The 12,768-nt window shown below is 67.7% G+C and carries 11 protein-coding genes; 8 read left to right on the top strand and 3 right to left on the bottom strand.

The annotated features are described in order from the left end of the window. The first annotated feature begins 4 nt into the window (after positions 1-4). The gene (locus ACYVJH_RS07480; protein WP_460453985.1) at positions 5-355 is read left to right on the top strand and encodes a DUF1304 domain-containing protein; all 351 of its coding nucleotides are present in this window, start codon (positions 5-7) and stop codon (positions 353-355) included. 61 nt (positions 356-416) lie between these two features. On the opposite strand, the gene ACYVJH_RS07475 is transcribed toward ACYVJH_RS07480, so the two are convergent. From ACYVJH_RS07475 to ACYVJH_RS07465, 3 genes are read right to left on the bottom strand one after another with little or no spacing between them, the layout of a single operon-like run. Further along, positions 417-887, bottom strand: a complete 471-nt coding sequence (locus tag ACYVJH_RS07475; protein WP_460453984.1) for a hotdog fold domain-containing protein — start codon at positions 885-887, stop codon at positions 417-419. A gap of 59 nt (positions 888-946) precedes the next feature. Continuing rightward, positions 947-3,424: an acyl-CoA dehydrogenase gene (locus tag ACYVJH_RS07470; protein ID WP_460453983.1), complete on the bottom strand. Its 2,478-nt coding sequence runs from the start codon at positions 3,422-3,424 to the stop codon at positions 947-949. Continuing rightward, positions 3,421-4,320 carry an alpha/beta fold hydrolase gene (locus ACYVJH_RS07465; protein ID WP_460453982.1) on the bottom strand — a complete coding sequence of 300 codons (900 nt, stop codon included), beginning with the start codon at positions 4,318-4,320 and terminating at the stop codon, positions 3,421-3,423. Before ACYVJH_RS07465 ends, ACYVJH_RS07470 begins: the two co-directional genes overlap by 4 nt. An 88-nt stretch (positions 4,321-4,408) precedes the next feature. Here ACYVJH_RS07465 and ACYVJH_RS07460 point away from each other — a divergent pair, with 88 nt between their 5' ends. The 7 genes from ACYVJH_RS07460 to ACYVJH_RS07430 all read left to right on the top strand — a co-directional run bounded on the left by ACYVJH_RS07460 (position 4,409) and on the right by ACYVJH_RS07430 (position 12,764). Continuing rightward, entirely contained in the window at positions 4,409-4,993 is a 585-nt protein-coding gene (locus tag ACYVJH_RS07460) for a TetR/AcrR family transcriptional regulator (protein WP_460453981.1), read from the top strand. Positions 4,994-5,054: 61 nt separating this feature from the next. Then, the gene (locus ACYVJH_RS07455; protein WP_460453980.1) at positions 5,055-6,803 is read left to right on the top strand and encodes a phosphoenolpyruvate carboxykinase (GTP); all 1,749 of its coding nucleotides are present in this window, start codon (positions 5,055-5,057) and stop codon (positions 6,801-6,803) included. A gap of 100 nt (positions 6,804-6,903) precedes the next feature. Beyond that, entirely contained in the window at positions 6,904-7,500 is a 597-nt protein-coding gene (locus ACYVJH_RS07450; protein WP_460453979.1) for an RNA polymerase sigma factor, read from the top strand. After that, a complete protein-coding gene (locus tag ACYVJH_RS07445; RefSeq protein WP_460453978.1) occupies positions 7,487-7,945 on the top strand; it encodes a hypothetical protein in 459 nt (152 codons plus the stop codon). The genes ACYVJH_RS07450 and ACYVJH_RS07445 overlap by 14 nt, the downstream gene beginning before the upstream one ends. Before the next feature lie 33 nt (positions 7,946-7,978). Then, positions 7,979-8,887 carry a DUF4097 family beta strand repeat-containing protein gene (locus tag ACYVJH_RS07440; RefSeq protein WP_460453977.1) on the top strand — a complete coding sequence of 303 codons (909 nt, stop codon included), beginning with the start codon at positions 7,979-7,981 and terminating at the stop codon, positions 8,885-8,887. Positions 8,888-9,111: 224 nt separating this feature from the next. Then, the gene (locus tag ACYVJH_RS07435) at positions 9,112-11,694 is read left to right on the top strand and encodes a TonB-dependent receptor plug domain-containing protein (RefSeq protein WP_460453976.1); all 2,583 of its coding nucleotides are present in this window, start codon (positions 9,112-9,114) and stop codon (positions 11,692-11,694) included. Between the two features lie 80 nt (positions 11,695-11,774). Then, the gene (locus ACYVJH_RS07430) at positions 11,775-12,764 is read left to right on the top strand and encodes a class I SAM-dependent methyltransferase (RefSeq protein ID WP_460453975.1); all 990 of its coding nucleotides are present in this window, start codon (positions 11,775-11,777) and stop codon (positions 12,762-12,764) included. Positions 12,765-12,768 lie beyond the last annotated feature (4 nt).

Below are 12,768 nucleotides of genomic sequence, written 5' to 3'. Positions count from 1 at the left end.
CACGATGTCCACCCTCGCGATCATTCTGACGACCCTGGTGGCGGTTCTGCACCTGGGATTCATGGTGCTGGAGATGCTGTTCTGGACGCGTCCCCTGGGACGCAGGGTGTTCGGCCTGGACCCGCAGGTGGCCAGGGATTCGGCGAAGCTGGCGATGAACCAGGGGCTGTACAACGGTTTCCTGGCGGCCGGCCTGCTGTGGGGGCTGTGGCGGGACGATCGCGGCATCACGCTGTTCTTCCTGATCTGCGTGGTCATCGCCGGCCTGTTCGGCGCCGCCACCGTCAAGCGCAGCATCCTCTACGTACAGGCAGTGCCCGCCCTGCTGGCTGCCGTCGCCGTCCACTATTTCTGAGTTCCTTTGCCCTGAAAGGGACTCCAGCCCCGGGCTTGGCCTTCGGCCAAGCCCGGGAGCCTCAGCGGCTGGGGCTGACCCACATGGTGATGGTGGCGTTGAAGACCTTTTCGCCGGCCGGGTCGAAGACGTCCACGTTCACCGGGAAGTCGTAGCCCGTGTCCGAGGTGACCAGCGGGATGCCTGGCGTCGCAACGCCGCGCTGCGTGCCAACGGCACGCTTGAGGTACTGCACCGTCATGCCCTTCGGGATCCAGCGCATGCCCTTGGGCAGCGAAGCGTCCGTCATCACACCGCCCACCAGCTCGGCCAGGTTGCACAGCGCGATCGCGTGCACCGTGCCGATGTGGTTCTGCATGCGCCGCTTGTGCGGGATCGTCGCCTCGCAGCGGCCGTTCTCAAGCACCGTGAAGCGTGGCGACACGCTGCCGAAGTAGGGGGCCTTGAAACACACCGCGCGGCTGAAGAGCCAGTGGCCGGCCGGCCAGCGGGTGAGTTTGTTGTACAGGCGAAGAAGCGGCGTCTCGGCCATAACGGGTTCCGGGGGGCGGTGGAAACAGGGGGCGCCGTTCGGCGCCCCCGCGGGTTTCGTCAGGCGGCGCGCGACTTCTCGCCCGACTGGGGCTTGTCCATGTGCAGCGACGCGGCCTGCAGTTCGAACGGGTCGAAGTCGTCGACCATGATCGCGTCGAGCGTCATCACCCGCAGTTCCTCGAGCTGCGTCTTTTCCTCGGCCGTGATCCAGCCCTCGGCCACGCCCTCGGCCAGCTGCGAAGCGAAGTCCAGCGCCTCGATGTCGCTGCTCTTGAGCGCCTTGAGGAACTTGCGCTCCACCGGCTCGGCCAGGATCACCCTGGGCAGGTAGCTGTTGATGCGGCCGGCAGGATTGTTCTCGCAGGGCGTGAGGAAGGTGCCCTCGGCCAGGCGGTCGCGGGCGTCGCAGGGCGACATCAGCAGGGCCGCGGCGCGACGGCCCAGGCGGTCGCTCGGGGCCTGGGCGCGACGGCCCCAGGGGAAGACCAGCAGCCACAGCAGCCAGCCCACCGGGCGGATCGGGAAGTTGCGCAGTGCGCCCGACAGCGCCAGTTCGATCTTGTGCGCCGAATCGTGGAAGGCCCAGGCCAGCAGCGGCTGTTCGGCGGCCGGGCGGCCTTCGTCCTCATAGCGCTTGAGCATCGCGCTGGCGATGTAGAGCTGGCTGAGCACGTCGCCCAGGCGGCCCGACAGCTTTTCCTTGAACTTGAGCTTGCCGCCCAGCAGCAGCATCGACGTGTCGGCCACCAGGGCCAGGTTGGCCGAATAGCGGTTGAGCTTGCGGTAGTAGCGGCGCGTGTAGGCGTCGCCCGGCGCCTTGCCGATGCGCGAGCTGGTGAGGCCGAGCACCCAGCTGCGCACCGCATTGGAGATCGCGAAGCCGATGTGGCCGAACAGGTTGGCGTCGAACTCGCGCACGGCCTGCTCGCGGTCGGGCAGCATCGCCGCCTGCATCTCCTTGAGCACCCACGGGTGGCAGCGGATCGCGCCCTGGCCGAAGATCATCAGCGAGCGGGTCATGATGTTGGCGCCCTCGACGGTGATCGAGATCGGCGCCGCCTGCCAGCCGCGGCCAAGGTAGTTCATGGGGCCCAGGATCACGCCCTTGCCGCCGTGGATGTCCATGGCGTCGGTGGCGCATTCGCGGGCCAGTTCGGTGGTGTGGTACTTGGCGATGGCCGAAGGCACGGCCGGCTTCTCGCCGCGGTCGACGGCGGCGGCGGTGGACTGCGAGAGCGCGGCGCAGGCATAGGCGTGACCGGCCAGGCGCGCCAGGGCTTCCTCGACGCCCTCGAAGCGGCCGATGGACAGGCCGAACTGCTTGCGCACGCGGGCATACGCGCCGGTGACCACGGCCGCCAGCTTGGACGCACCCGACGACGTGGAGGGCAGGGTGATCGCGCGGCCGACGCTGAGGCACTCGACCAGCATGCGCCAGCCGGCGCCGATGTAGTCTTCGCCGCCGATCAGCTGGCTCAGCGGCAGGAAGATTTCCTGGCCGCGCACGGGGCCATTCTGGAAGGCGCAGTTGAGCGGGAAGTGGCGACGGCCGACTTCCAGTCCCGGGGTGTCGCGCGGGATCAGCGCCAGGGTGATGCCGCGGTCGGATTCTTCGCCCAGCAGCTTGTCCGGGTCATGCAGGCGGAAGGCCAGGCCGATCACCGTCGCCACCGGCGCCAGCGTGATGTAACGCTTGTCGAAGGTCAGCTTGACGCCCAGCACCTTGGCGCCGTTCCACTCGCCCTCGCAGACGATGCCGAAGTCGGGCAAGGACGTGGCATCGGAACCGGCGAAGGGACCGGTGAGCGCGAAACACGGGACTTCCCGGCCATCGGCGAGGCGCGGCAGGTAGTGGTTCTTCTGCTCCTCGGTGCCGTAGTGCAGAAGCAGCTCGGCCGGGCCCAGCGAGTTGGGCACGCCGACGGTGGAACTGAGCGTGGCCGAGACCGAGGCCAGCTTCTGGATCACCTTGTGGTGGGCGAGCGCGCTGAACCCGAGGCCGCCGTATTCCTTCGGGATGATCATGCCGAAGAATTTGTTCTTCTTGAGGAACTCCCAGATTTCCGGGGTCAGGTCGGCGTGGACGTGGGTGATTTCCCAGTCATTGGTCATGCGGCAGACGTCTTCCACCGGGCCGTCCAGGAACGCCTGTTCCTCGGCGGTGAGTACCGGCTTGGGCTGCGCCAGCAGTTCGTTCCACTTGGGCATGCCCGAGAACAGTTCGCCTTCGAAGCCGACGGTGCCGGCTTCCAGGGCGGTGCGCTCGGTGTCCGACAGCGGCGGCAGGATCTTCGTGTAGAAGGCCAGCAGCGGCGTGGTGATCAGCTTCTGCCGCAGCGGGGTGATGAGCAGCGGCAGGGTGCCGATGGCCAGCAGCACGGCGGCGACGACCGTCGCGGCGAGGTTGGCGCCGGCCAGGCCGACGGCCACCAGCAGCGTGGCCGAGGTGGCGGTGAAGACCGCCAGGCTTAGCCGGTGGTAGGCGACCACCAGGATCGCCAGCAACAGGGCGAGGAATGGCGCGAGGATGCTCATGAAGATTCTCCGTGGGTGGCCGCGTGGGGGGCGGCCAGTGTGCTCAGGAACTCAAGCAGGGTATCGGTGAAGGCGTCGTTGTCGTCACCGGCCACCATGTGGGTGGCATCGGGCAGGCGGACATGATGCGCGTGCGGCGCCAGTTCGAGGAAATGGCCGACGGTCTGGTCGCTGACCAGATCGCTGCGACCGCCGCTCACCAGCAGCACCGGTACATCCAGGCCGCGGCAGGCGTCTTCGATGGCGCCCTGCAGGTCGCCGGTCGAGGGTATGAATTCGGCCAGCAGGCGTGGATCCCAGTGCCAGCCCAGGCGGCCATCTTCGCGCGGCTTGAGAAGGTGCGCCAGCTGCGCCGGTGATTTGCGCTGGCGGCGGTGCGGCAGGTAGGCGGCGATCTGGTCGGCGGCGTGTTCGAAGGATTCGAAGCCTTCGGGATGGGCGGTCATGAAGCCCAGGATGCGTTCGACGCCCGAGGCTTCCCAGCGCGGCGTGATGTCCACCAGCACCAGCGCCGAGAACACCCGGTCGCGGGCCTGGGCCATCAGGCCGGTCAGGCCGCCCATCGACGCGCCGACCAGCACCGGGCCGACGCCCAGCGCGCCGGCGGCCAGCACCACGTCATCGACGAACTGTTCGCCCCGGTAGGGCAGGTCGGCGGGGTTGCGCCCGGACTGGCCGTGGCCGCGCAGGTCCCAGGCCAGGCTGGCCCGCCCCGATTCGGCCAGGCGGCGCTGCGTGCCGAGCCAGGCCTGGCGGGTCTGGCCAAAGCCATGGGCGAGCAGCAGGCCGGGGCCCGTGCCGTCAGCCGCGCTGGCCTCCAGGCGCACGCCGCCGCTCGCCGCGAGGGAAAGCGGGCGCGAGCCGGGCAGCGTGACGGCGGGGGCGGAATGAACCATACGGCCGAGTATGGGTTGCGGCTTGTTCGCCTGTCAATACCAGCCCGTATGGTGCATGATCGCTCCATCCCGTAAACTTGCCGACCGTATGGTAACTCCCGCCACCAAACTAGACCGCCCGGCTCGCCTCAGCGCAGACGACTGGGCCATGGCCGCACTCGACGTCATCGCCGAGCAAGGGCTGGCGGCCGTCGCCGTCGAACCGCTCGCGCGCCGTCTCGGCGTCACCAAGGGCAGCTTCTACTGGCACTTCCCGTCGCGCGAAGCGCTGCTGATCGCCGCGCTCGAACGCTGGGAAGTGATGGAACAGGAAACCGTGTTCGGCCAGCTCGAGGCCGTGCCCGAGCCGCGCGCCCGCCTCAAGGCGCTGTTCCAGCTGGTGGCGCACGAACTCAAGCCGCACATCATCTACAGCGAACTGCTCAAGGCGCTCGACCACCCGGTCGTGCAGCCGGTGCTCAGCCGCGTCTCGCAGCGCCGGCTGGATTACCTTGCCGCCAGCTTCCGCCAGGCCGGCATGCCGCGCCTCGACGCGCAGAACCGGGCGCGACTCACCTATGCCGCGTACGTGGGCTTCCTGCAGCTGTCGCTGCAGCTGGGCCAGCCGCGGCTGCACCACGACGAATTCGAAGCCTACGTCAGCCACGTCATGGCGACGCTGATTCCCGACTAGCTTCCCACCTTTTCTTTTTCTTCCCTTTCCCTTTTTGGCCCCGACAGGAGCCCTCCCGCACATGACCAGCAAGCTCACCAGCCTCAACCAATGGGTCGATTCGGTCGCCCAGCTCACCCAGGCCGACGCCGTGCACTGGTGCGACGGCAGCGACGCCGAAAACGCCAGGCTCGTCGAGCTGATGCTTTCCACCGGCGACCTGGTCGGGCTCAACGAACAAAGCCATCCCAATTGTTACCTGCATCGCTCCAGCCCCTCGGACGTGGCGCGCGTCGAGCACCTGACCTTCGTCTGCACCCACAATCCCGCCGACGCCGGTCCCAACAACAACTGGATGGCGCCCGACGAGGCCCATGCCGAGATGGACGCCCTGTACAAGGGCTGCATGCGCGGCCGCACCATGTACGTCATTCCCTACTGCATGGGCCCGATCGACTCGCCGCTGTCGCGCTGCGGCGTCGAGATCACCGACAGCCCGTACGTGGTGGCGAACATGCGCCTGATGACCCGCATGGGTGCCCCGGCGCTGGCGCGCATCGAACGCGAGGGCTCCTTCGTGAAGGGCCTGCACTCGATCGGCGAACTCGATCCGAACCGCCGCTTCATCATGCATTTCCCGGAAGAGCTGGCCATCCAGAGCTACGGCTCGGGTTACGGCGGCAATGCCCTGTTGGGCAAGAAGTGCCACGCCTTGCGCATCGCCAGCTACCAGGCGCGCCAGGAAGGCTGGCTGGCCGAACACATGCTGATCGTCGGGATCGAGAATCCGCAGGGTGAAACCCACTACGTCGCGGCCGCATTCCCGTCCGCCTGCGGCAAGACCAACCTGGCCATGCTCATCCCGCCGGAAGGTTACCGCCGCGACGGCTGGAAGGTCTGGACCGTCGGCGACGACATCTGCTGGATGCGCCCGGGCGAAGACGGCCGCCTGTACGCCATCAACCCCGAAGCCGGTTATTTCGGCGTGGCGCCGGGCACCAGCGAAAAGACCAATGCCAATGCCATGGCCATGCTCAACCGCGATGCCATCTTCACCAATGTCGGCGTCACCGCCGACAACCAGCCCTGGTGGGAAGGCATGACCGCCGGTACGCCAGCGAAGGACTGGCAGGGTCGGCCCTACGACAAGGCCGTGTCGCCCGCAGCGCACCCGAACGCACGTTTCACCGTCAGTGCGAAGCAGTGCCCGAGTTACACCGACCAGGCCGAAGCGCCGCAGGGCGTGCCGATCAGCGCCATCGTGTTCGGCGGCCGCCGGGCATCGCTGGTGCCGCTGGTGCTCGAGGCGCGCGACTGGACCCATGGCGTGCTGGTCGGCGCCTCGATGGCATCCGAGACCACCGCCGCGGCCACGGGCGCGGTCGGCGTGGTGCGCCGGGATTCGATGGCGATGAAGCCCTTCGCCGGCTACAACTTCGGCGACTACTTCGCGCACTGGCTTTCGTTCGACCGCGAAGGCGCGAAGCTGCCGAAGATCTTCCAGGTCAACTGGTTCCGCAAGGACGCCGACGGCAAGTTCATGTGGCCCGGTTTCGGCGACAACATGCGCGTGCTCGAATGGATGCTCAAGCGCGTCACCGGCCAGGCGCATGCCGTGGAAACGCCGGTGGGCAACCTGCCGCTGCCGGCCGACATCAATACCGACGGCCTCGAGCTCGATGCCGCCACGCTTGAACAGCTGCTCTCGATCGACCGCGACGGCTGGAAGGCCGAGATGGCATCGATCGCCGAATACCTGGACGAGTACGGCGACCGCACGCCGGCGGCCCTGAAGGCCGAACGGGCCAAGATCGCCGCCCAGCTGGTCTGATCCGGGACCACCGGCGGCATCAGGCAGGGCCGGCCACACGCCGGCCCTGCTCTTATCCGGCGCCTTAAACCCTGCGGCCCGGCCCGGCATCCCAGTGGGTATGCTCAGCCACGCCGTGACCATTGAAGCCGCCGCCGACGCCAGCGTGCCCGACCGCGATGCCGACCATGCCCTGGTCCGCGCCGCCGGCGCCGGCGACATGGGCGCCTTTGAGCAGCTCTATCGCCGCCATTACCGGCGGATATTCGCGCTGCTGCGCAGGCTGTGCGGCCATGAGTCCCGCGCCGAGGACCTGCTCCAGGAAGCCTTCGTCAAAGCCTGGCAGGCCCTGCCGGCCTTTCGCTTCGAGAGCGCCTTCGGCACCTGGCTGCACCGGCTGGCGGTGAATACGGCGCTGATGGACCTGCGCAGCCGTCGCGGCGGCGAGGACCGGGAAACCGACGATTCCGCGCTCGAATGGCAGGGAACCGCTGACAGCGCCGGCCAGCGCACGGCGCTGGGCCTGGACCTGGAGCGTGCCGTCGCGACCCTGCCGCCGCGTGCGCGCGCCGTGCTGGTGCTGTACGACGTGGAAGGCTGGAAACACGAAGAGATCGCCGCCGAGCTGGGCATGGCGGTCGGCAGTTCCAAGGCCCAATTGCATCGCGCGCGCCAGCTGTTGCGTACGCGCCTGGGAGGACACGATGACCGAGCATGAACTTCGCTGGCAGCTGCGGCAGCTGCCCCGGGAACTCGAACCGGGCCGCGACCTGTGGCCGGGACTCGCCGCCCGCCTGCAGCCGCCGGCCGCCAAGCGACGCCGGCCCTGGCTGGCCGGACTCGCCTTGGCCGCCTGCCTGTGCCTCGCCGTGGGCCTGGCCGTGGTGCTGGGACCCGCGGCGGCGCCCACCGCCGACCCGGCGGTCGAACTCGTGCAGCGCGAAGCCCAGGCACTGACCCGCGAATACGAAGCCGCCCTGCTCGAAATGCAGGCGGGCTCGGTACCCGGGGACCTGGCGCCCGCCCTGGCCACCCTGGACGCCAGCGCCGGCGAGATCCGCGAGGCCATGGCCGAACAGCCCGGCTCCGCCCGCCTGCTCGACCAGCTCAAGCGCACCTATTCCCGCCGACTGGCGCTGACCCAGCGCGCCGCGCTCGGTTGAGCCATCCGGACATATATAGATAAGGAGTACGCCATGATCATTCGACCGACCTGTCTCGCCGTTTCGCTGCTGCTGGCCCTGCCGGCCCTGGCGGCCACGCCCATCGACCAGACCCGGCCACTTGCCGCGGACGGCAGCCTGCGCATCGAGAACGTCAAGGGCCAGGTGCTGGTGCGCACCTGGGACCGGCCCGAGGTGCACATCACGGGCAGCCTGGGCGATGGCGTCGAAAAGCTCGAGGTCGGTCCCGGTGGCGACAGCCTGACGATCGAAGTGAAGTACCCCAACAGCGGTGGCTGGTTCGGCGGTGGCAACCGCTCCGAGCCCAGCCGGATCGAGGTGCGCATGCCGGCCGGTGCCTCGCTGGACGTGGACGTGGTCAGTGCCCGGGTCGACGTGGAAGGGCTGGAAGGCGCGAAGCGCCTTGCGGTGGACAGCGTCAGTGGCAGCGTCGAGGTGCGGGCCAGCCGGGCCGGGGAGGCGCGCTTCGACCTGGTCAGCGGCAGTCTCGAGGCCGAGCTCGACAGCGACGACATCTCCGTGGACACCGTCAGCGGGGGTGTCCGGCTGTCGGGCCGGGGTGGCGGCGAACTGGGCGTGGATACCGTTTCCGGCGACGCCGACCTGGCTTTTGAAAGCCTGCGGCGGGTCGTCATGGACAGCGTATCGGGCGACATGACGCTGCGCACCGCCCTGGCCCCGGCCGGGCGCATCAGCGCCGACACGGTCAGCGGTGGCGTGCGCCTGCGGCTGCCGGCGGACACCTCGGCCCGGCTGTCGGTGGAAACCTTCAGCGGCGGTATTTCCAGCCCCGTCGGGGAGGTGAAGACCGAAAAATACGGCCCCGGCAAGACCCTCGAGGCCCGCCTGGGCGGGGGAGAGGGGGAGGTCCGGCTGGCGACTTTTTCGGGTAGCGTCCGGATTACTCTAGACGACAACTGATTGAATTTACAGGTAAAAAATGGCCCGGGACGGCATGCCGCCCCGGGCTTTCTGCTAACGGCCGCACGGTTTTGCCTATACAGGGCCTTAACCCAGTTTGCGGACCGTAAAGATTGCGTTATGCTCCGGGAGCCAAGGCGTCCTTCAATGACGAAAGTCGTCTTTAGGCTTTTTGAGTCCCGAACTCTAGAGTCACCATCACTCTGACGTTGGAGAGAGAGTAAATGTCTAATTTCAATCAGCTGTCCGGCGCGATCCGTTTCGCGCTCCTCGCCGGCGCCGCTTCGACCTTCGCGGCGGTTCCCGCCTTCGCGCAGGAAGAAGAGGACGCCGCCACCCTCGAAACCATCGAGGTCACTGGCTCCCGCCTGAAGCGTGCCGAGATCGAGGGCGCCGTTCCGGTCGTCGTGATCGACCGCGCCGCCATCGATGCCTCGGGTGACGTCTCCGTCGCCGACGTGCTGCGCGACTCGACCTTCGCGTCGTTCGGCAACTTCCGTCCGCAGTCCGGTTCGTCCGCCCAGTCGCTGGCTTCCATCGACCTGCGTGGCCTGGGTTCGGGTCGTACCCTCGTCCTGATCGACGGCCGTCGCGCCCCGACCAGCCCGATGGCTGCCTCCTCGGGCTCCGACCTCAACGCCATCCCGCTGGCTGCCGTTGAGCGCATCGAAATCCTGTCCGACGGCGCCTCCGCCGTGTACGGCTCCGACGCGATCGGTGGCGTGGTCAACGTCATCACCCGTAAGGACTTCAACGGCGCCGAGCTGCGTTACGGCATCGGTTCGACCGAAGTCACCGGCGGCGACCTGGAAGACATGTCCGTCGTGTTCGGCGCGTCCTCCGACCGCACCCGCGTGATCGGTGGCGCCTCCGGCTCCAAGCGCGGCATGGTCTTCACCCGCGACCAGATCGGTGGCGATCGTCCGGGCGTCTCGACCTTCGGCAACAACTACTACAACTGGAACACCCAGTCGATCGAAGCCGTTCCGGGCTTCAGCTGCGACCAGGGCGCGTTCTACTTCCTCGGCAACGGCCTGTGCTCGTTCAACTTCAACTCGGTTGCTGCGAACGAAGCCAAGGTCGGCAACAAGTCCGTCTTCCTGCGCGCTGATCACCAGATCAACGACGACTGGAACATCTACGGCGCCGCCAACGTGACCAAGGTCGAGACCTTCGGTCGTTACGCCCCGGGTCCGGGCGTGCTGGTGGTCGACGACGGTACCCCGTCCGACATCAACAACGGCGTTGCTTGCGGCGCCGGCGGTTGCGCCACGGGCACCACCGACGGCCTGCCGACGTACTACTTCCACCGCTTCGCCGCGGCCGGCAACCGTGACAACTACACGGACGCCACCAACGCTGATTACCTGGTTGGTTTCCAGGGCCAGCTGACCGACACCATCGGTGTTGACTTCGGCCTGCGCCGCACCGACTACAAGTTCATCGAACTGGGTCGTGGCTACATCGTGACCGATCTCGCCGCCGCCGCCGCCAACAGCGGTGCGTACGACCTGGCCGACCCGTTCGGCGCCGACCCGTCGGTGCTCTCCGGTATCCAGGCCACCATCAACCGCGAGTCGCGTTGGCAGACCGACGAAGTCTACGGCCTGGTCAGCTTTGACCTGTTCGAGATGGGCGGTGGTACCTCCAACGGTGTGTTCGGTGCCGAGTACCGTTCGGACACCTTCTCCGACCAGTACGACTCCCTGTCCGAGGCCACCAGCCAGTCCGGCGGCCCGGCGATCATCGGTTCGGCCGGCAACTCGTCGGCTGGTTCGCGTGACGCCAAGGCTGTCTACTTCGAGTGGCTGCTGCCGTTCACCAGCACCTTCGACATCACCCTGGCCGGCCGTTGGGATAACTACAGCGACTACGGCAGCGACTTCTCGCCGAAGGTTGCCCTTCGCTGGCAGCCGCTCGAGACCCTGACCTTCCGTGGTTCCTACGGCCAGGGCTTCCGTGCCCCGGGCCTGGACATCCTGACCCAGAAGACCACCTTCTCGGCGGAACCGGTCAACGATCCGGCGTCTTGCGTTGCGCTCGGCCAGCCGACCAACTGCCAGCTGCAGGTCGACACCTTCTTCCAGGCCAACCCGGACCTGGCGTCGGAAAATTCGACCCAGTTCAGCGTCGGCCTGGTTTGGGACCCGCTGGAATGGCTGGACTTCTCGGTTGACTACTACGACATCGAAGTCGAGAACTCGATCTCGCAGATCGGTGCCCAGGACATCATCAACTCCGACCTGGATCCGGCCACCTTCGGTCCGATCCCGCCGGGCCTGAGCATCACCCGTCGTCCGAACGGCGCCATCGACGAAATCGTCGGCGGTTTCGCCAACCAGGGTACCGTCACCACCTCCGGTGTTGACTTCCGCATGAACACGAACTTCGACATGGGCGGCTGGGGCGAAATGCGCAACCGCCTGACCGTGTCGTACATCGAAAGCTACGAGGTCGATGACGAGCGTGGTTCGGTGACCGAGTTCGCGGGTCGCTTCGGCACCCCGGATATGCGCGCCACCCTGCAGAACAACTGGACCTTCGGTGACTTCAACGCGGCCTGGAACATCAACTACATTGATGGCCAGACCAACAACACCACCGTTGCCTCGACCATTGGCGGCTACGCCACCAATGACCTGCAGCTGTCGTGGAATGCTCCGTGGAACGGCACCATCGCCATCGGTGCCACCAACATCGGCAATCGTTACCCGCCGCTGAAGGCCTACCAGGGTCGTCCGTTCAACTTCTTCCTGTACGACGCCTACGGCCGCACCACCTACTTCCGTTACACCCAGACCTTCTGATTTGGGTTTAATCGGTTGATTCGAAGGGCCCCGGCAACGGGGCCCTTCTTTTTTGCCGGGTCGCCCCGGACAATGGCGGCATGGACCCGACTCAGAACACCGCGGCCGATGCCTCCGCCCGGCGTGCCGCCTGGAGCGCCTACTGGGCCACCGGCGACCTGCACTCCTGCGTGGGCAGCTTCGACGGCAATTACAGCGGTGCCATCGGCGACTTCTGGCGCGGGGTATTCAACGACCTGCCCGAAGGCCCGCTGCGCGCACTCGACCTGGCCACCGGCAATGGGGCCCTGCCACGCCTGCTGTGGGATTGGCGCGGCGACCGTCCCGGCCTGGAAATCGACGCCGTGGACCTGGCCCGGCTCTCGCCAACCTGGTTCGATCCCGACCGCCACGCCGGCCTGCGCTTCCACGCCGACGTGGCGATGGAAAAACTTCCGTTTGAAGACGCCTGCTTCGACCTGGTGGCCAGCCAGTACGGATTCGAATACGCCGACCGCGATGCCGCGCTCGCCGAAGCCCTGCGGGTGTTGAAGCCGGGCGGGCGGCTGGCCCTGGTGATGCACCACGCCGACTCGGTGCTGGTGCGGGTGGGCCGCAGCGAATTGCGGAACCAGGCACTGCTGCTGACGCCCGACGGGCTGCTTGCGGCCACCGCGGCGGTGCTGCCGTGGATAGCGCGCGCGCGCGCCGGACAGGACCCCAGCGGCGAGCCGGAGGCGCTGCGGGCCCGCGAAGCCTACAACGCCGCCATCCGGGCGATCGCCGCCGCCGTCGCCGGTTCCGATGCACCCGACCTGTTGCTTGAAGTGCGCGCCTGGGTGAACCGCCTGCTGGCGGGCACCGGCCCCGATCCGGCGCCGGCCCTGGCGGCCCTGGCGAACTATCGCGACGGCCTGGTCGCCGCGGGCCTGCGGACCGGCGAGCTCATCGGCCATGCGCTGGACGACGCGCAGTTGGCGACCCTGGTCTCGGCGCTGCAGACAGCGCGTCCTTCCGACCGGGTTCGGGTCGAGCAGGTATCGCAGGCCGAGGGTCTGCTGGGCTGGGGCCTGCGCCTGGATCCGGTCTGAGGCC

The organism is Arenimonas aestuarii, assembly GCF_054781715.1.
Note: the sequence above shows the minus strand (reverse complement) of the source record. Positions and strands in the feature narration are given on the sequence as shown.

Bases quoted from the DNA above. Each gene is read 5' to 3' on its own strand.
- ACYVJH_RS07445 (WP_460453978.1), top strand. From the start codon at position 7,487: ATGACCGAGCATGAACTTCGCTGGCAGCTGCGGCAGCTGCCCCGGGAA.
- ACYVJH_RS07470 (WP_460453983.1), bottom strand. From the start codon at position 3,424: ATGAGCATCCTCGCGCCATTCCTCGCCCTGTTGCTGGCGATCCTGGTG.
- ACYVJH_RS07440 (WP_460453977.1), top strand. From the start codon at position 7,979: ATGATCATTCGACCGACCTGTCTCGCCGTTTCGCTGCTGCTGGCCCTG.
- ACYVJH_RS07430 (WP_460453975.1), top strand. From the start codon at position 11,775: ATGGACCCGACTCAGAACACCGCGGCCGATGCCTCCGCCCGGCGTGCC.
- ACYVJH_RS07480 (WP_460453985.1), top strand. From the start codon at position 5: ATGTCCACCCTCGCGATCATTCTGACGACCCTGGTGGCGGTTCTGCAC.
- ACYVJH_RS07465 (WP_460453982.1), bottom strand. From the start codon at position 4,320: ATGGTTCATTCCGCCCCCGCCGTCACGCTGCCCGGCTCGCGCCCGCTT.
- ACYVJH_RS07435 (WP_460453976.1), top strand. From the start codon at position 9,112: ATGTCTAATTTCAATCAGCTGTCCGGCGCGATCCGTTTCGCGCTCCTC.
- ACYVJH_RS07450 (WP_460453979.1), top strand. From the start codon at position 6,904: ATGCTCAGCCACGCCGTGACCATTGAAGCCGCCGCCGACGCCAGCGTG.
- ACYVJH_RS07475 (WP_460453984.1), bottom strand. From the start codon at position 887: ATGGCCGAGACGCCGCTTCTTCGCCTGTACAACAAACTCACCCGCTGG.
- ACYVJH_RS07460 (WP_460453981.1), top strand. From the start codon at position 4,409: ATGGTAACTCCCGCCACCAAACTAGACCGCCCGGCTCGCCTCAGCGCA.
- ACYVJH_RS07455 (WP_460453980.1), top strand. From the start codon at position 5,055: ATGACCAGCAAGCTCACCAGCCTCAACCAATGGGTCGATTCGGTCGCC.